The 17,446-nt window shown below is 52.7% G+C and carries 15 protein-coding genes and 1 tRNA gene; 11 read left to right on the forward strand and 5 right to left on the reverse strand.

The features are described 5' to 3' along the window. Positions 1 to 82 precede the first annotated feature (82 nt). Complete coding sequence (yjeH, locus tag EV102420_RS02950; protein ID WP_042388710.1) at positions 83 to 1,324, forward strand: L-methionine/branched-chain amino acid transporter; 1,242 nt, start codon at positions 83 to 85, stop codon at positions 1,322 to 1,324. A 37-nt stretch (positions 1,325 to 1,361) separates the two neighbouring features. On the opposite strand, the gene EV102420_RS02955 is transcribed toward yjeH, so the two are convergent. Continuing rightward, on the reverse strand, positions 1,362 to 1,832 hold the full coding sequence (locus EV102420_RS02955) for an FxsA family protein (RefSeq protein ID WP_042388713.1): 471 nt from the start codon (positions 1,830 to 1,832) through the stop codon (positions 1,362 to 1,364). A 303-nt stretch (positions 1,833 to 2,135) separates the two neighbouring features. Here EV102420_RS02955 and aspA point away from each other — a divergent pair, with 303 nt between their 5' ends. The 5 genes from aspA to EV102420_RS02980 all read left to right on the forward strand — a co-directional run bounded on the left by aspA (position 2,136) and on the right by EV102420_RS02980 (position 7,715). Then, entirely contained in the window at positions 2,136 to 3,572 is a 1,437-nt protein-coding gene (aspA, locus tag EV102420_RS02960) for an aspartate ammonia-lyase (RefSeq protein ID WP_042388716.1), read from the forward strand. Between the two features lie 118 nt (positions 3,573 to 3,690). Continuing rightward, complete coding sequence (locus EV102420_RS02965) at positions 3,691 to 4,992, forward strand: anaerobic C4-dicarboxylate transporter (RefSeq protein WP_042388718.1); 1,302 nt, start codon at positions 3,691 to 3,693, stop codon at positions 4,990 to 4,992. Positions 4,993 to 5,104: 112 nt separating this feature from the next. Continuing rightward, the gene (gene cutA, locus EV102420_RS02970) at positions 5,105 to 5,428 is read left to right on the forward strand and encodes a divalent cation tolerance protein CutA (protein WP_042388720.1); all 324 of its coding nucleotides are present in this window, start codon (positions 5,105 to 5,107) and stop codon (positions 5,426 to 5,428) included. Continuing rightward, complete coding sequence (locus EV102420_RS02975; protein WP_042388723.1) at positions 5,404 to 7,092, forward strand: protein-disulfide reductase DsbD; 1,689 nt, start codon at positions 5,404 to 5,406, stop codon at positions 7,090 to 7,092. Before cutA ends, EV102420_RS02975 begins: the two co-directional genes overlap by 25 nt. Before the next feature lie 47 nt (positions 7,093 to 7,139). Next, a complete protein-coding gene (locus tag EV102420_RS02980) occupies positions 7,140 to 7,715 on the forward strand; it encodes a transcriptional regulator (protein WP_042388832.1) in 576 nt (191 codons plus the stop codon). A gap of 2 nt (positions 7,716 to 7,717) precedes the next feature. Here the strand turns inward: EV102420_RS02980 and EV102420_RS02985 are convergent, their stop codons facing one another. Continuing rightward, the gene (locus tag EV102420_RS02985; protein ID WP_165570645.1) at positions 7,718 to 8,314 is read right to left on the reverse strand and encodes a LysE family translocator; all 597 of its coding nucleotides are present in this window, start codon (positions 8,312 to 8,314) and stop codon (positions 7,718 to 7,720) included. 44 nt (positions 8,315 to 8,358) lie between these two features. Further along, complete coding sequence (locus EV102420_RS02990) at positions 8,359 to 9,201, reverse strand: AraC family transcriptional regulator (RefSeq protein WP_042388728.1); 843 nt, start codon at positions 9,199 to 9,201, stop codon at positions 8,359 to 8,361. Between the two features lie 234 nt (positions 9,202 to 9,435). Here EV102420_RS02990 and EV102420_RS02995 point away from each other — a divergent pair, with 234 nt between their 5' ends. The 5 genes from EV102420_RS02995 (at position 9,436) to EV102420_RS03015 (ending at position 15,578) form a co-directional block, all read left to right on the forward strand. Next, on the forward strand, positions 9,436 to 10,890 hold the full coding sequence (locus tag EV102420_RS02995; RefSeq protein ID WP_042388730.1) for an MFS transporter: 1,455 nt from the start codon (positions 9,436 to 9,438) through the stop codon (positions 10,888 to 10,890). A gap of 56 nt (positions 10,891 to 10,946) precedes the next feature. Next, positions 10,947 to 12,626, forward strand: a complete 1,680-nt coding sequence (locus EV102420_RS03000; RefSeq protein ID WP_042388735.1) for a glycoside hydrolase family 43 protein — start codon at positions 10,947 to 10,949, stop codon at positions 12,624 to 12,626. Positions 12,627 to 12,755: 129 nt separating this feature from the next. Then, a tRNA-Phe gene (locus tag EV102420_RS03005) sits at positions 12,756 to 12,831 on the forward strand. Between the two features lie 306 nt (positions 12,832 to 13,137). Beyond that, positions 13,138 to 13,632 (forward strand): putative pterin-binding protein, encoded by a 495-nt coding sequence (locus EV102420_RS03010; protein ID WP_042388737.1) that lies wholly within the window; start codon positions 13,138 to 13,140, stop codon positions 13,630 to 13,632. Between the two features lie 17 nt (positions 13,633 to 13,649). Further along, entirely contained in the window at positions 13,650 to 15,578 is a 1,929-nt protein-coding gene (locus EV102420_RS03015) for a putative bifunctional diguanylate cyclase/phosphodiesterase (protein ID WP_042388739.1), read from the forward strand. Between the two features lie 106 nt (positions 15,579 to 15,684). On the opposite strand, the gene catA is transcribed toward EV102420_RS03015, so the two are convergent. Both catA and EV102420_RS03025 read right to left on the reverse strand, forming a co-directional pair. Further along, the gene (gene catA / locus EV102420_RS03020; protein ID WP_042388741.1) at positions 15,685 to 16,362 is read right to left on the reverse strand and encodes a type A chloramphenicol O-acetyltransferase; all 678 of its coding nucleotides are present in this window, start codon (positions 16,360 to 16,362) and stop codon (positions 15,685 to 15,687) included. A 264-nt stretch (positions 16,363 to 16,626) separates the two neighbouring features. Next, the gene (locus tag EV102420_RS03025; RefSeq protein WP_042388742.1) at positions 16,627 to 17,307 is read right to left on the reverse strand and encodes a type 1 glutamine amidotransferase domain-containing protein; all 681 of its coding nucleotides are present in this window, start codon (positions 17,305 to 17,307) and stop codon (positions 16,627 to 16,629) included. Between the last annotated feature and the right edge of the window lie 139 nt (positions 17,308 to 17,446).

Consider the following 17,446-nt stretch of genomic DNA (forward strand, 5'->3'; position numbering starts at 1 on the left):
TCACCCTTCAAGGGGCCAACGAAAAAAAATTTGTGAAAGTGTTACCATCATCGTTCTTTGGACAGGGGCAGGATAAGAATAGATGAGTGGCTTAAAACAGGAGCTGGGACTGGCTCAGGGGGTGGGGCTGTTATCAACCTCACTGTTAGGGACTGGCGTATTTGCCGTGCCTGCACTGGCGGCGTTGGTGGCAGGTAATAATAGTCTGTGGGCATGGCCGGTGCTGATCGTCCTGGTTTTCCCCATTGCGATTGTCTTTGCCCTGCTCGGGCGGCACTTCCCCAGCGCGGGCGGCGTGGCCCACTTTGTCGGCATGGCGTTTGGTCCGCGTCTGGAACGCGTCACGGGCTGGCTGTTTCTGTCGGTGATCCCGGTGGGGCTGCCCGCCGCGCTGCACATTGCCGCTGGCTTCTGGCAGGCGCTGTTTGGCTGGCACGGCCCGCTGCTGCTGATGGCGGAACTGGGCACACTGCTGCTGGTATGGGCGGTGGGAACGCGGGGGGCCAGTTCCAGCGCCAATCTGCAAACCCTGGTCGCCGGGCTGATCGTGGCGCTGATCGCCGCCGTATGGTGGTATGGCGATCTGACGATCGCTGAGATCCCCTTCCCTGCCCCGCAGGACGTCGAAGCGTCTGGCCTGTTTGCTGCCCTGTCGGTGATGTTCTGGTGCTTCGTAGGTCTGGAAGCGTTTGCCCACCTGGCCTCTGAATTCAAGCGTCCGGAGCGGGACTTCCCCCGCGCGCTGATGATCGGCCTGCTGCTGGCTGGCTTCGTCTACTGGGCCTGCACGGTGATTGTGCTGCACTTTGACGCCTATGGCGCCGATCGTGCTGCCGCGGCCTCGCTGCCGGGGATCGTGGTGCAGTTGTTTGGTGAGAAGGCGCTGTGGGTCGCCTGCGTGATTGGCTATCTGGCCTGCTTCGCCAGCCTTAACATCTACATTCAGAGCTTCGCCCGTCTGGTCTGGTCCCAGGCGATGTATAACACGCAGGGTCGCCTGGCCCAGCTATCAAAACGCCAGATCCCGTTTAATGCCCTGAATGCGGTACTCATCTGCTGCGTCATCAGCACGCTGGCCATCTACGTGCTGAAGATTAACCTCGACGCGCTGATTATCTATGCCAACGGCATTTTCATCATCATCTATCTGCTGTGCATGCTGGCGGGATGTCGTTTGCTGAAAGGGCGCTATCGCGCGCTGGCGGCGGTGGGTGGCCTGCTCTGTCTGCTGCTGCTGGCAATGGTAGGCTGGAAGAGCCTCTACGCCATTATTATGCTGGCGGCGCTGTGGTGGTTTTTACCCAAGCGCGCCATCGTGCATTAAATAATGCCGGGTAGCGCTGCGCTTACCCGGCCTACGGTTATTTATCGTCTTTATGATCGATACGGTCGCGGTACTCGTCCTTGCGCTGGTACTCGCCATCAAAGGTCTGACCGCCCTCGCTGCCAGCGCTGAACCCGCCACCCGGCATCCGGGAGAAGCGCAGATGCGGCAGCAGGCGCAGGGTCAGCAGCTTCTGCACCGGCGGTAATAGCAGCAGCAGGCCGAGCAGATCGGTAAAGAAGCCCGGCAGCAGCAGCAGCAGCCCGGCAATCATCAGCGATACGCTCTTGATCATTTCCGCTGCGGGACTCTCTCCGGCGGCCATCTTCTGCTGCATCAGCAAAATATTTTTGAAGCCCTGGTTACGCACCAGCGACATACCGATGACGGAGGTAAAGATCACCAGCACCAGCGTGAGCAGGACGCCAAAGACGTGGGCGACCTGGATAAAAATCGAGATTTCGATGTAAACGTATAAAAATATTGCAATGAGTGGTATCCAGCGCACTGGCGTCTCCTGTAGGTTTGCGGCGTGCTTCTTATTGAGATGGTGCTTAATAAGCATAATTCAATAGGATTGCACGCCAGGTTGGCTGAAAATCTCTGGCCGGTGATGCATTTCACAAATTATTAAAACTAATGCAACGACTAAGATAATAAGTGATCCAGATTACGGCATTTCGCTATCATCAGCATATGATCCCGGGTACGTGGCCGATTAAGGAAATAATCGTCGGTCAGCAAACACACAAAACCCCAGATGTACTGTGTGTTTAGTACATTCATTCGCAGCTTGAAAAAGAAGGTTCACATGTTAAACAGCATTCGTATCGAAGAAGATTTGTTGGGCACAAGGGAAGTACCAGCGGACGCTTACTACGGCATCCACACTCTGAGAGCGATTGAGAATTTCTACATCAGCAACAACAAAATCAGCGACATCCCTGAATTTGTACGTGGCATGGTGATGGTCAAGAAAGCCGCAGCGCTGGCGAACAAAGAGCTGCACACCATTCCCAAAAGCGTGGCAAATGCCATCGTCGCCGCCTGTGATGAAGTCCTGAATAACGGTAAATGCATGGATCAGTTCCCGGTCGACGTCTATCAGGGCGGCGCAGGTACTTCCGTGAATATGAACACCAACGAAGTGCTGGCAAACATTGGCCTTGAGCTGATGGGCCACCAGAAAGGCGACTACCAGTACCTGAACCCGAACGACCACGTCAACAAGTGCCAGTCCACCAACGACGCCTACCCGACCGGTTTCCGCATCGCGGTTTACGCCTCTATCGTTAAGCTAGTAGATGCCATTAACCAGCTCGGAGAAGGGTTCCAGAACAAGGCCGTTGAGTTCAAAGACATTCTGAAAATGGGCCGCACCCAGCTGCAGGATGCGGTGCCAATGACGCTGGGCCAGGAGTTTCACGCCTTTAACGTTCTGCTCAATGAAGAGACGCGCAACCTGCTGCGCACCGCCGAACTGCTGCTGGAGGTTAACCTCGGCGCGACGGCGATCGGCACGCGTCTGAACACCCCGGACGGCTATCAGCAGCTGGCGGTGCAGAAGCTGGCGGAAGTCAGCAACCTGCCGGTGGTTGCGGCGGAAGATCTTATCGAAGCGACCTCCGACTGCGGCGCATACGTTATGGTTCACAGCTCGCTGAAGCGCCTGGCGGTCAAGCTCTCTAAAATCTGTAACGACCTGCGCCTGCTCTCCTCCGGCCCACGCGCTGGCCTGAATGAGATCAACCTGCCCGAGCTGCAGGCTGGCTCCTCTATCATGCCTGCGAAGGTCAACCCGGTCGTGCCAGAGGTCGTGAACCAGGTCTGCTTTAAGGTTATCGGTAACGACATCACGGTCACTATGGCCTCTGAAGCGGGCCAGCTGCAGCTCAACGTGATGGAGCCGGTCATTGGCCAGGCGATGTTTGAGTCAATCCACATTCTGACCAACGCCTGCTACAACCTGCTGGAGAAGTGCATCAACGGCATCACCGCCAACAAAGCGGTATGCGAGAGCTACGTCTACAACTCTATCGGCATCGTGACCTACCTTAATCCGTTTATTGGTCACCACAACGGCGATATTGTTGGTAAAATCTGTGCCGAAACGGGCAAGAGCGTGCGTGAGGTCGTGCTTGAACGCGGCCTGCTGACCGAGGCGGAGCTGGATGACATCTTCTCGGCGCAAAACCTGATGCACCCGGCTTATAAAGCAAAACGGTATACGGATGAGAACGAACAGTAACCGTTCAACCGGGTAAGACCTCAAAGGCACGTCAGCGATGACGTGCCTTTTTGTTTATGGGTGCTACTAAAATTCAACATATCAATATCAACTTGTATACACATCAAGGAAGCCAACTATGTTTGCTGCGGAACTTGTGATCGTCCTGCTGGCGATTTACCTGGGTGCCAGACTCGGCGGGATCGGCATCGGCTTTGCCGGTGGGCTTGGCGTACTCGTCCTGACGCTGTTTTTCCAGATCAAGCCCGGTGCGATCCCTTTTGACGTTATTGAGATCATCATGGCGGTGATCGCTGCGATTGCCGCGATGCAGGTGGCCGGGGGGATGGACTACCTGGTCAGCCTGGCGGAGCGCCTGCTGCGCCGTCACCCCAAGTACATCACCTTTCTCGCCCCGCTGGTGACCTGGTTTATGACCATTCTCGCCGGTACCGGGCACACTGCGTTCTCTACCCTGCCGGTGATCACCGAAGTAGCAAAAGAGCAGGGCATCCGCCCCTCTCGCCCGCTCTCTATCGCCGTGGTAGCCTCGCAGATCGCCATCACCGCCTCGCCCATTTCGGCAGCGGTGGTGTTTTTCGCCGGGATCCTCGAACCGCTGGGCGTCAGCTACCTGACGCTGCTGGCGATCTGTATTCCGGTCACCCTGATCGCCATCATGCTCACCGCCGTGGTGTGTAACTTCCTCGGCGCAGAGCTAAAAGACGATCCGGTCTATCAGGAGCGGCTTGCTAAAGGCGAAGTGAAGCTGCGCGGCAACCAGGTTTTTCAGCTTAAGCCGCACGCCAAACGCTCGGTGATGCTGTTTCTGATCGGCATCGTCGCGGTGATGGTTTACGCCACCATTATCAGCCCAACGGTGGGACTCATTACCGATCCGGTTCTGCCGCGCAACGAGGCGATTGTGGTCTTTATGCTCACCATCGCCACGCTGATCTGCCTGAGCTGCAAGGTGGACACCGGTGAGATCCTCAACGCCAGCACCTTTAAGTCCGGGATGAGCGCCTGTATCTGCGTGCTGGGCGTGGCCTGGCTTGGGGACACCTTTGTGAAGACCCACATTGCGGATATCCAGAGCGTGGCGGGCGACCTGCTGCACAGCTATCCATGGCTGCTGGCGGTGGTGCTCTTTTTTGCCGCCACCCTGCTCTACTCGCAGGCAGCGACCACCAAAGCACTGATGCCCGCCGCGCTGCTGCTCGGCGTTACCCCCCTGACCGCCATCGCTTCGTTCGCCGCCGTGTCGGCCCTGTTCGTGCTACCCACCTACCCGACGCTGCTGGCGGCGGTAGAGATGGACGATACCGGCTCGACCCGCATCGGCAAATATGTCTTTAACCACGCTTTCCTGATCCCCGGCGTGATCGCCATCGCCCTGTGCGTCATTCTGGGCTTCGTTATTGGCGGGATTGTTTTGTAGCAGGCATGAAGGTGTAAATGTCGTTAAAATCGGGCTGCCTGGCGGCCCGGTTGATTAATCCCCCGCCAGCGGCATGCTATAGTGGCTTTTTTCGTCTGATACGAGATTGCCGATGAACACGCCTGATGCCGTCGTTGTGCTCTGTACTGCCCCGGATGAAGCCACCGCCCAGGACCTGGCGGCGAAAGTGCTGGCGGATAAACTCGCTGCCTGCGTAACGATTTTGCCCGGTGCCACCTCCCTCTACTATTGGGAAGGTAAGCTGGAGCAGGAGTATGAAGTCCAGATGCTGCTGAAAAGCACTCCCGCGCATCAGGAGGCGCTGCTGGCCTGCCTGAAATCGCACCATCCGTATCAGACCCCTGAACTATTAGTGCTGCCCGTCGCATATGGAGACAACGATTACCTCTCATGGCTCAACGCATCCTTACGTTAATCCTGCTGTTTTGCAGTACGTCCACCTTTGCCGGGTTGTTTGACGCGCCCGGCGCCGGGAAGTTTGTTCCTGCGGATAGCGCGTTTACCTTCGACTTTCAGCAAAATGAGCACGACCTGACGCTCAACTGGCAGATCAAAGAGGGCTACTACCTCTATCGCCAGCAAATCAGCGTCACGCCCGCGCAGGCAGACATCGCCCCGCTCCAGCTCCCGAAAGGGGAGAGCCACAAAGATGAATTCTTTGGCACCAGCGAAATTTATCGCCAGCGGCTCAGCCTGCCGGTGACGGTGCGCTCGGCCAACAAAGCGGCGACGCTGACCGTGACCTACCAGGGGTGTGCGGCGGCAGGCTTCTGTTATCCGCCGGAGACAAAGGTCGTGCCGGTCAGTGAGGTGCAGCCGCTGGCACAAAACGTGCCGGATCAACCTGCCCCTGCATCAGCTGCGCCCGCGCTGCCCTTCTCGGCGCTGTGGGCGCTGCTGATCGGGATTGGCATCGCCTTTACCCCCTGCGTGCTGCCAATGTACCCGCTCATCTCCGGCATTGTGCTGGGAGGCAAATCGCGCCTCTCTACCGGACGCGCGCTGCTGCTGACCGTGCTCTACGTGCAGGGCATGGCCCTCACCTATACCGCGCTGGGTCTCGTCGTGGCCGCCGCCGGGCTACAGTTTCAGGCAGCGCTCCAGCATCCCTATGTATTAATCGGCCTGTCGGTGATTTTCACCCTGCTGGCCCTGTCGATGTTCGGTCTGTTCACCCTCCAGCTGCCATCGTCTGTTCAGACGCGCCTGAGCCTGATGAGCAACCGCCAGCAGGGCGGCTCAGCGGGCGGCGTCTTTGCGATGGGGGCCATCGCCGGGCTGATCTGCTCCCCCTGCACCACCGCGCCGCTCAGCGCCATCCTGCTCTATATCGCCCAGAGCGGTAACCTGTGGCTCGGCGGCGGTACGCTCTATCTCTACGCGCTCGGCATGGGCATCCCGCTGATTCTGGTGACCCTGTTCGGCAACCGACTGCTGCCAAAAAGCGGCCCGTGGATGGAGCAGGTCAAAATCGCCTTTGGCTTTGCGATCCTCGCCCTGCCGGTCTTTTTACTGGAGCGCATACTGGGCGAGACGTGGGGCCTGCGCCTCTGGTCGCTGCTCGGCGTGGCGTTTTTCGGCTGGGCATTTATCACCTGTTTGACGGGTACCCGGCGCGGAATACGTGTGCTACAGATCGTCCTGCTGGGCGCAGCGCTGGTCAGCGCGAAGCCGCTGCAGGACTGGGCGTTTGGCGTCAGCGCCTCCGCCCCGCAGGCGCAGCTGAACTTTACCCGCATCGCCAACGTGGATGAGCTAAACCAGGCCCTGGCGCAGGCCAGGGGCAAACCGGTCATGCTCGATCTCTACGCCGACTGGTGCGTGGCCTGTAAAGAGTTTGAGAAGTACACCTTCAGCGATCCGCAGGTACAGGCGGCGCTGAAGGAGACGGTGCTGTTGCAGGCGGACGTGACCGCTAACAGCGCCGAGGATGCCGCCCTGCTTCGCCATCTTGGCGTGCCGGGCCTGCCGACAATTCTGTTCTTTGACGCCCAGGGCAACGCGCAGCCTGCGCAACGGGTGGCAGGATTTATGGACGCGGAAGCATTTAGTAGACATTTGCGCAATCGCCAGCCATAAACTACACCAGGAGTGGAAAAATGGTTCTAAAAACGCAGGAGAACACCGTGCAACGTGAAGACGTCTTAGGGAAAACATTGCAGTGGCTTGAGATCGAAGGCCTTGCTGCCACGACGCCCGAAATTATCGCCGAACGTCTTAATTATCCATTGGACGAGTTTTTGCGCTTTTGGCCCGATAAAGAGGCGCTGCATTACGATGCGCTGCGCCACCTCAGCCAGCAGGTTGATGCCTGGCGCAGGCAGATGCTGTTAAACGACGAGCTGAGCAAAGAGCAGAAGCTGCTGGCTCGCTATACGGCGCTTACCGAGTGCGTCACTAACCATCGCTATCCAGGCTGCCTGTTCATTGCTGCCTGCACTATCTATCCGGATCCGGCTCATCCTATTCATCAGCTGGCGGATCAGCAAAAGAGTGCGGCGTATGCCTATACCCACGAGCTGCTGACCTCGCTGGAAGTCGACGATCCGGCCATGGTCGCGAAACAGATGGAGCTGGTGCTGGAGGGCTGCCTCAGCCGTATGCTGGTCAACCGTAGCCAGGTAGACGTCGATACCGCCTACCGGCTGGCAGAGGATATTCTCCGCTTTGCCCAGTGCCGCATGGGCGGCGCGCTGACCTGATATCAGATCAGCAGCCCTGCCCACGCAGAGATCAGCAGGCACAGCGCCATTGCCCGCTGAAACCACACCAGCGAGGCAGGGGTGCGAAAGATTCGGTTTACCGCTCTGCCGCAGAACGCCCAGAGGGTCAGGCAGAACTGGGAGATAATCAAGAACAGCAGCGCCATCATGGCGATCTCCCGCAGCGGATGCGCCCCATTGGGCGCAAACAGACTCACCACCGCCAGCGCCATCATCCAGGTTTTCGGGTTAATCAACTGCAACATGGCTGCCGCCCGAACGCTAAAGGGCCGCTGTGCCTCACCCTCCAACTGTGCCGCTGGCGCACGAAACAGCTGCCAGCTCATCCAGCTTAGCCACAGCACGCCCGCCCAGCTCATCCCGCTACGTACCAGCGGGTGCTGGCGCAGCACTTCCCCTGCCCCCGCTCCAGAGACTAGCACAATCAGGCTGGCCGCCACACAGGCGCTCACTACGGCGGGCAGCGTCGCCTTCACGCCGAAGCGCTGGCTGCTGGAGAGCACCAGGATATTGGTGGGGCCGGGCGTAATGGACGCCACGAAAGCAAACAGCATAAACGGTAGATAGGCATAGAACATATTCACAGGCAGGACTCCTTATTATCGTTGTCCCGACTGTCGCGTTATTTCATTGTCGCGTCTGGAAGATTTGTGCATAAGCTGCGGTAACGCGCCGGAGAGAGGCGATACGCCCGCTGGAACCAGCGCCCGAGGTGGCTCTGATCGGCAAAGCCTAATGCCGCCGCCACGCTGGCTGGCTGCTCCCCCTTTGCCAGCATGCCGCGGGCGCTCGCCAGCCGGAGCTGGATCAGCCAGGCGTGGGGCGAGAGGTGAAACTCGCGCTTAAAGCAGCGCGTGAGGGTGAAGCGATCGGTGCCGGTCTCCCGCGCCACGTCGTCCAGGCCGACGTTATCTCCCCGATGGGCGTAGAGATAATCCCGCGCCCGGTGGGCGATGGCCGCACTCTGACGCTGCGCCGAGAGCCGCTTGCGCCACTGGCAGTGGTGTGTCAGCTGGCCCAGCAGCCCATCCATCATGCCCTGCTGCACGATGCGCATCTCATCATTATGCAGGGTGAAGAAGGTCTGGGCGATGGTGTTCACCAGCTGCGGCGCACGGGCGATGGTCTGGTCAAAGTGCAGCGAGTAGCTTGAGGGCGTGGCATCGTACAGGCCGCGCAGGGTGTCGCTCAGCCAGCGTTCATCGAGATAGAACGTCAGGTAGGTAAAGCCGCCCTCTACCGGCGCGTCGCCGTCGTGGATCTCGCCCGGCTCCAGTAGAAACGCGTCCCCTGGCGTGCTGCGATGGCGCTCGCGGCGGCAGTGAAACTGCTGAGTGCCGGTCAGGGTGATGCCCACCAGGTAGCTGTCGTGCCAGTGCGGATCGAAGGCGTGACCTTCAAAGTGCGCGCGGATGGTTTCGATGCCGGTATCGGCATGCTGCCGCAGCTCAAGCCAGTCTGCCATATCAACCTCCTGAATGATTCCCGAGTGTAGCATCAATCATTCAGCCTGAAAGGTCTGGAAGATTTGTGCAGCATAGAGCAAAAATCACTGAGATTGCGGCAAACTGCTGAATAGTTTTCACGATCACAGAAGCAAAAAAACATAATTAATTAATATAAAATCGCAATAGATTCTCCGCGGCCATCTGTGTCAGAAAGTAACCCTCATTCATAAGAAACCGGAGAAGTGATTCAAATGAGTAGAGGCATACTAAAAAGTCACCATAATGAATACCATATATTAACCCGCGGGGAACGTATTGGTTATGGAATGGGAGACTTTGCGCAAAACCTTGTTTTTGGCACAATAGGCGGCTTTCTTGCTCTGCATATGCTGACCGTCAACGCCATCGGTACAGCAACCGCAGGGTTTATATTTCTTTTCGTCCGAATCATCAATGTCTTTTGGGATCCCATGGTGGGAACCTATGTCGACAAACGAATTTCAGCAGCGGGAAAATATCGCCCCTGGCTCTTAAGAGCGGGCGTGCCGCTGGTTATTCTCTCCGCTTTGCTTTTTACACCTATCCCCGGTATCAGAGGTTCAGTTGCCTTTGCCTTTATCGTTTATTTGGCGCTTGATTTGGTCTATTCATTGGTAAACATACCGTATGGATCGCTTAATGCTTCACTGACCAGAGATCCTGAATCTATTGATAAACTGACCAGTACAAGAATGATGTTGGCTAACACGGCCAATCTGCTTGTCTACACGCTTTTCCCGATGTTTGTCCAAATGGCCTCACCAAAGGATCGTAGCCTCAAGGATACCGGCTTCTTTGGGCTTGAGCTTAACATGGGGAACTATACCGACCCATCAGCGAATTACGCCTGGTTTGGCGTTTACTCTGTTTATATGATAATCGGTGCTGTGGCACTTTTTATCTGCTATAAGTTCACGAAAGAACGTGTAGTCGCGACTGCAGAACAGACTGCCAACGTAAAAACAACCGATCTGTTCCTTGAACTGAAATACAACCGACCGCTGGTTATCCTCGGACTGTTTTTCATGCTGGGCTTTACGTTCATGTTTTTCATGAATACCGTAAATGGCTTTTTCAATCAGTTTGTTGTCGGTCATTCAGAGTGGATGGGAGCTGTAGGCCTGGTAGCCTCCATTCCGGGTATTCTGTTCCCCGTTTTCTGGCCAAGGCTCAAGAAAATTTTTGGCAAAAAAGGCTTCTTCCATCTTTTCCTTGGCATGTTTATCGTCGGTGAATTGCTCACTTACGTGTGGTCACGGGAAGGGATGCATGACGCCTTGTGGCTTGCTTATATCGCAACCTTTATTAAACAGTGGGGCTTAACGTCAGCGACCGGATTCATGTGGGCGCTGGTTCCTGAAGTCATTGCTTATGGCGAATTAAAATCAGGAAAGCGCAACGCCGCCATCATTAATGCGATTATGGGGCTCTTCTTCAAGATTGGTTTTACCCTTGGTGGCGCAATCCCACTTTGGCTGCTGGCCGCCTATGGTTTTAACGAAACAGGTGCGCAACAAAGTGCTAATGCAATCGACGGGATCATTATGACGGCGGTGTGGATCCCCATTGTTTTAGCTGTCATTTCAATGATCGTTATTCAAGCCTATCCCATCTCAGACAAAAATGTTACAGACATTAACCGTCAACTCGATGAGATACGCGTGTAATTAAAACAATTAAAAACAACCAAAATACAAAAAACAGCTTAAAAAGGTAGAAATCTATGTCACTTATTCAAAACCCTATCTTACGTGGCTTTAATGCCGACCCGAGTATTATCCGTGTAGAAGACACTTACTATATCGCGAGCTCCACGTTCGAGTGGTTTCCTGGCGTTCGTCTACATGAGTCTAAAGACCTGCAGCACTGGAATCTACTCCCCAGTCCCTTATCAACTACCACGCTGTTAGATATGAAAGGAAATCCTTCATCAGGCGGAATTTGGGCACCGGACCTCTCCTATGCCGAGGGTAAATTTTGGCTAGTTTATACCGATGTGAAAGTCACAGAGGGTGCCTTTAAAGACATGACCAACTATCTATCCACCGCAACAGATATCCGTGGTCCCTGGACAGATCCGATCAAGCTTAATGGCGTAGGTTTTGACGCCTCACTTTTCCATGACGACGATGGGCGTAAATATATCGTTCAACAAACCTGGGATCACCGAGAGTATCACCATCCCTTTAACGGCATTACCTTAACCGAGCTGGATATCCATACCCTGAAACCTATGCCAGAAACAGCACGAACCCTTTATCGCGGCACTGCAGTTGCACTTGTTGAGGGGCCACATATCTATAAACTGAATGGCTATTACTACCTTTTCGCCGCTCAGGGCGGGACCGTTTTCACTCACCAGGAGGTAGTTGCACGTTCAAAAACCCTCGACGCCAACAGCTTTGAGACACAGCCAGGGGAGGTGTTCTTAACTAACGTGGACACCCCAGACAGCTATATCCAAAAACAGGGTCATGGTGCGCTGGTTTCCACGCCCAAAGGAGAGTGGTATTACGCTTCACTCTGCGCTCGCCCATGGAATCGTGCAGGTGAATCGGCCTACGCTCCCCGCGGTTGGTCAACCCTTGGCAGAGAAACGTCTATCCAAAAAGTGTATTGGGATGAGGAAGGCTGGCCACGAGTTGAAGGGGGTCACGGAGGAAAAACCTTTGTCGAAGGGCCCGTTGATACCATTCATACCGAAAGCGCAGAAGATCACAGCCAGCATGATGAGTTTGATACGCCGATGCTCGATCTCAACTGGAATACGCTTCGTGTTCCGTTCACCGAAAAAATGGGCACAACAGGTGACGGAAAATTAACGTTAATAGGTCAAGGTTCTTTAGCCAATACGCATGACCTGTCGCTTATCGCGCGGCGCTGGCAAGCTTTTTATTTTGATGCTCAGGTAAAGGTAAAATTCAATCCTTTCACCTATCAACAAATGGCGGGATTAACGAATTACTATAACGATCGTCACTGGAGCTTTGTTTTCATTACATGGAATGAAATTAATGGCTCAGTAATCGAAATAGCCGAAAACAACCGAGGGAAATATACCTCACACCTGAAAGATAAAGCCATCAACATCCCAGAAGACACCGAGTACGTCTGGTTCCGCACGAAGGTTCGGAAGGAAACCTATACTTATGAATACAGTCTGGATGGGACACGCTTTACGGAAATTCCTGTCACCTTAGATGCTGCAATTCTCTCAGATGATTATGTACTCCAAAGCTATGGCGGATTCTTTACGGGGGCATTCGTTGGCCTTGCGGTAGTTGACTACTCTGGTTACGCAGCCAAAGCCGAGTTTTATCATTTCGATTACCACGAGCTTGGTGACACCCTCCAGGCCGATGACACTTACAGCTGGACAGCCAGTGAATCACGCTTTGACTAGCCAGGGTTTGGAAAATCTGGGCAAACGTGTGGCGTAAACAGGTAGATTGTCGCAATAGTAAGCAGTTGAACGGCTTTTCGATGATTTTGATTGACGGAAAGAGGCGACTACGGTTTAATGCGCTGCGTTGCCCGGATAGCTCAGTCGGTAGAGCAGGGGATTGAAAATCCCCGTGTCCTTGGTTCGATTCCGAGTCCGGGCACCACTATTTAGAAGAACCCGCCTATGGCGGGTTTTTTGCTTTTGGAGAGCCGGACTCTTTACCGAACTTCCTTCGATCACTCCTCGCATCCCTGCGACTCGCCCTACGGGACAGCGCTTGCGTGAATCTCTGCCTGCTCACAAAAATAAACTTTAATATCAACACGCAAAGCAAAACCCATTAACTCACTGATTTTAATACATTAAAACCTTGGCAAAATCCTAATCTTAAAATAGATCTGGAGCATATATAAATAACACGGTAACTAAATTATAATTCTTTAGTATCAGGTTGATATACGAGGTCAGAATGCGGTTAATTGTTATGCTGTTAAGCTTTGTGCTCTGCACACCAGTCTGGGCGGGTGAACTTTCCAGACCTGCCGGTAAAATCCTTTTAACGCTGTCTGGTAATATCGAAAATACAAATGAAGGTGGCAAAGCCGTTTTTGATCTCGCCAGCCTTGAGAAACTGGGTATGGTCAGCTTTCAGACGACCTCTCCCTGGTATGATGGCCGCACTACCTTTACGGGTATTTCACTACAAAAGCTCATGGACTATGTCGGGGCGAAAGGTACTGTCGTTAAGGTCACTGCGCTCAATGACTACACCACCGAAATCCCTCTCAGTGATTTTAAGAAACACAATGTCATCCTTGCCTTAAAAGTTAACGGAGAATATATGCGCATCCGTGATAAAGGCCCGTTGTTTGTTGTTTATCCTTATGACAGTAAGCCTGAGCTGAACAATCAGATTTATTATTCAAGATCGGCCTGGCAGGTCAGTAGAATGAATATTGAGTAAGGGGTCAGAAGACCAACATGAACAGAATTCTGGCTGGCATCATCTGTTTCCTTTTTATATCTACCGGATATATCTCCTTTCTTGTTCATGAAAGGCAACAAGAGCTGCAGAAACTGACTCACTACGCCGCTGCGTGGTCTGCTGCACAGATAGTCTCAGAGTATTATCGGCTTGAATCGATGCTGGGTATTTACAGTATCGATGAGACGATGCCTGTGGATGATGTGCGCATGCGTCTCGATCTTATGCTCAGCCAGAGCGATTTAATGAAAGAAGGCGATCTGAGGAGTTACATAGAGAGTAGTAAGGCCCAGCATACTCTGGCTTTACAGCTTGAGAAGACGCTTGAGTATCTGGATATGCATCTTGAGAAAATGGACCGCTCAGAAATCCAGGAATACCTAAAAAAAATGCAGACGCTTAATGCCCAACTGGGGCGTCTGTCGTCCGGCGCGTTAGATAAAGATATCAACTCGATTAATGACGCCAATCTCAAAATCAAAACTCTTTACTATATTTACTCAGCGACATCTTTATTGCTAATCATAATGAGTGCGATACTTGGCGTGCTGGTATTTTATCAAAAAAGAAATATTTTAAAGACGCATCTTCAGGTCCAGAATCTTGCGGATGCACTGCAAGACTCTAAAGAAAAACTGCAAGCCCAGAATGCGAAGTTGGAGTATGACATCTTCCATGACTCACTGACGCAGATGAATAACCGCCATTTTTTCTGGGGGAATCTGAATGAAACCATCGAGAGCGCAGTAAAAAGCAATAATTCTGTGGTTGTGATGTTGTTTGATTTAGATCGATTCAAGGAGGTCAATGATACGTATGGTCATGATGTCGGCGACATGTTATTACGCCAAATATCACACCGTCTGATTTCGATGGGCCTGATTTCCGATACGCTTTCTCGTTTAGGCGGTGATGAGTTTGCCTTTATCTCGAGTGGCCTGACGGAGAGCTGTGCCGTTTCACTGGCCCAAAATATAATCGATGCTATTAGCCAGCCCTACACGCTTGATAATACGATTATCAATATAACCACCAGTGTCGGCATTGTTATCTCAGACACTGAACGCCGCTCCGACTACCTTTACAAATTTGCCGATCTGGCTCTTTATGAAGCCAAAAATGAAGGCGCGGGTAAGATAAAAGTCTTCCGTCAATGGATGTTAGAAAAACTGCAAGAAAGCCGAACGCTTGAGCATGATATGGCAAAGGCATTAGTGAACAAAGAGTTCGTGGTTTACTATCAGCCTATCGTCGATTCATTCAGCCGGGAAATTTACAGCTATGAAGCCCTTATTCGCTGGATTCATCCTCTGAAGGGCCTCCTGTCGCCGGACAGCTTTATTGCTGTGGCTGAGAAAACAGGAATGATTAACGAGATGGGGAAATCGGTGCTTGAAATGGCCTGCCGGGAAGCCGCTTCCTGGGTGATCCCAGCTAAAATTTCAGTCAATGTCTCCCCTGTCCAGCTAAGCAGCAACGCCTTTGCCGGGATAGTGCTGTCCATTCTGAACGAAACGGGACTCCCCGCTGAGCGTCTTGAGCTGGAGGTGACTGAATCCTCTCTCTTTACTGAAAATAATGCGCCGATGAATACGCTTAACATGCTGCGAGAGCTAGGGGTGAAAATCTCCATTGATGATTTTGGTACTGGTTATTCTTCTCTTTCGCGCCTCAGCAGGCTTGCCTTCGATAAAATCAAAATAGACAAGTCCTTTGTGCATTCGCTATCAACTCAGGAAGACGCCCTTAATATCATCAGGCTCATCACCGGCATGGCGAAATCCCTCAATATGAAGGCCGTTGCGGAAGGTGTTGAAACTCAGGAGCAGCTGGAAAGCCTTCAGGTGCTGGGCTGTGATTTCTCACAGGGCTATCTGTTTGGTAAACCTCAGCCTTATGTAGATGAGAAAATCAGAAACGGATAAAGCGAACATGTGCTTCCTGCCTGTGAATTTATAGCTCAAGCCAGGCATGACAGCTATCTTTGCTGCCGCCGCTATGTAAAAGGAGGCCTTAAATACGTCTGGCTCATCAAATTTTGTGTGCCTCTGAAAGATGCGATATGTCATCACACATCTCTTGTAACTCATTGATCAGTCTTGCCACATGGAAACCATCGCACACGGAATGATGTACCAGAACGGCGAGTGGCAATACTATTTTCTCACCCTGTTGGTAGTATTTTCCAAGCGTAAACATGGGGGAAAAAAAGTTGTGCATATGAGCGACATTGGTATTGAAACTGGTAAAACTTACCCAAGGAATAGCCGATATGAAAAATATATTTTCCCGAGACTCCGCCTTAGGCCAATAAGAGAGGTTATCACGGTACTGCGCCATGTCTTCAGAATACGTTTTTTGGAAGTGATGAATATTGCCATCGTAGTGGCTCCATAATGATGAAAAAGTCTCCGTTTCATTATGAAAAATGGTGTAGTTTGGATGAACTTCATTCCATACAACAAGTTCATTATTCTTTATGGCCATGCGGAACTCCGCGTGACTGTTTACGACTTTAGAAAGGAGAAAAATAATAGTGGGATAAAATTTCCAGCCAACTTGCTTTGTATATTTAAGCAGCGCGGTAATATCCAGCAGGACGGTTTGGTTAAAAGTAGATTCAGCAAACGACTGAAATATCTCAAAATGCTCCTTTCTTGCCCAGCGAGACAAATCAACAGGCGTATATTCAGGGGTTGTTTTTTTCATTTTTTAACCTTTGTCTATAAATTACCTATCAGATGTTAGTCTACATTTTTGTGGATTAAAAAGATATATGGCACAGCCCGAGTTAGTAGAGAGCGCATCCTTATGCAAGAGCAAAGAAAATCTAAAACATCGAGTATATCAGAGACTAAAAGTAGATTGTGTTAATCCTGGCTTATTTAGAAGAACCCGCCTATGGCGGGCTTTTTTGCTTTTGGAGAGCCAGACTTTTTAAAACGAGATGGGCAAAATCTGACGCGCCATTTTCTATACGGTCAGTTGTTTCAGCAGCTGCTCAGCGGTTGCCGCCGATGAGGTCGGGTTCTGACCGGTAATCAGCAGGCCGTCAGTGAGGACATAGGAACTCCAATCCTCACCTTTAGAATAGATCCCCCCTTTCGCAATCAGCTCGTCTTCAACCAGGAACGGCACCACGTGAGTCAGGCCTACCGCCTCCTCTTCTGTATTCGTGAAGCCGGTGACCTTGCGTCCCTCGACCAGCGGTTTACCTTCAGGCGTTTTAACATGGCGCAGGACGCCCGGAGCATGGCAGACAAATGCAACATGCTTGCCGGCAGCGATGAAGGATTCGATCAGCGCAATGGAGTGCTTATCCTCCGCCAGATCCCACAGTGGACCATGCCCACCCGGATAGAACACCGTGTCGAAATCTGCCTGCGATATGCTGTCCAGGCGGACGGTATTCGCCAGCTGAGCCATAGCATCAGCATCAGCTTCAAAGCGGTGCGTAAATTCAGTTTGCGCGTCCGGCTCATTGCTTTTCGGATCCAGCGGCGGCTTACCGCCTTTTGGCGAGGCCAGCACGATTTCCGCGCCGGCGTCTTTAAAGGCGTAATAAGGTGCGGCCAGCTCTTCAAGCCAGAAACCCGTTTTATGACCGGTGTTGCCCAAGGTGTCGTGAGAGGTCAGGACTATTAATACTTTCATTATCATTCTCCGATTTATCACTTTGCTATTAATACTAGCCCGGCCGTATATAAAAATAGTGCCAATTCAGATTAGTCGGTAAGGCATATCAGCGTACTATCCCTTGTTGGCACTGTAATGATTATTCAATCACATCAGG

The organism is Pseudescherichia vulneris NBRC 102420, from assembly GCF_000759795.1.
In the GTDB taxonomy this organism is placed as follows: domain Bacteria; phylum Pseudomonadota; class Gammaproteobacteria; order Enterobacterales; family Enterobacteriaceae; genus Pseudescherichia; species Pseudescherichia vulneris.

Bases quoted from the DNA above. Each gene is read 5' to 3' on its own strand.
- EV102420_RS03015 (WP_042388739.1), top strand. From the start codon at position 13,650: ATGAACAGAATTCTGGCTGGCATCATCTGTTTCCTTTTTATATCTACC.
- aspA (WP_042388716.1), top strand. From the start codon at position 2,136: ATGTTAAACAGCATTCGTATCGAAGAAGATTTGTTGGGCACAAGGGAA.
- EV102420_RS02965 (WP_042388718.1), top strand. From the start codon at position 3,691: ATGTTTGCTGCGGAACTTGTGATCGTCCTGCTGGCGATTTACCTGGGT.
- EV102420_RS03025 (WP_042388742.1), bottom strand. From the start codon at position 17,307: ATGAAAGTATTAATAGTCCTGACCTCTCACGACACCTTGGGCAACACC.
- EV102420_RS02985 (WP_165570645.1), bottom strand. From the start codon at position 8,314: ATGTTCTATGCCTATCTACCGTTTATGCTGTTTGCTTTCGTGGCGTCC.
- EV102420_RS03010 (WP_042388737.1), top strand. From the start codon at position 13,138: ATGCGGTTAATTGTTATGCTGTTAAGCTTTGTGCTCTGCACACCAGTC.
- EV102420_RS02995 (WP_042388730.1), top strand. From the start codon at position 9,436: ATGAGTAGAGGCATACTAAAAAGTCACCATAATGAATACCATATATTA.
- EV102420_RS02975 (WP_042388723.1), top strand. From the start codon at position 5,404: ATGGCTCAACGCATCCTTACGTTAATCCTGCTGTTTTGCAGTACGTCC.
- EV102420_RS02990 (WP_042388728.1), bottom strand. From the start codon at position 9,201: ATGGCAGACTGGCTTGAGCTGCGGCAGCATGCCGATACCGGCATCGAA.
- cutA (WP_042388720.1), top strand. From the start codon at position 5,105: ATGAACACGCCTGATGCCGTCGTTGTGCTCTGTACTGCCCCGGATGAA.
- yjeH (WP_042388710.1), top strand. From the start codon at position 83: ATGAGTGGCTTAAAACAGGAGCTGGGACTGGCTCAGGGGGTGGGGCTG.
- catA (WP_042388741.1), bottom strand. From the start codon at position 16,362: ATGAAAAAAACAACCCCTGAATATACGCCTGTTGATTTGTCTCGCTGG.
- EV102420_RS03000 (WP_042388735.1), top strand. From the start codon at position 10,947: ATGTCACTTATTCAAAACCCTATCTTACGTGGCTTTAATGCCGACCCG.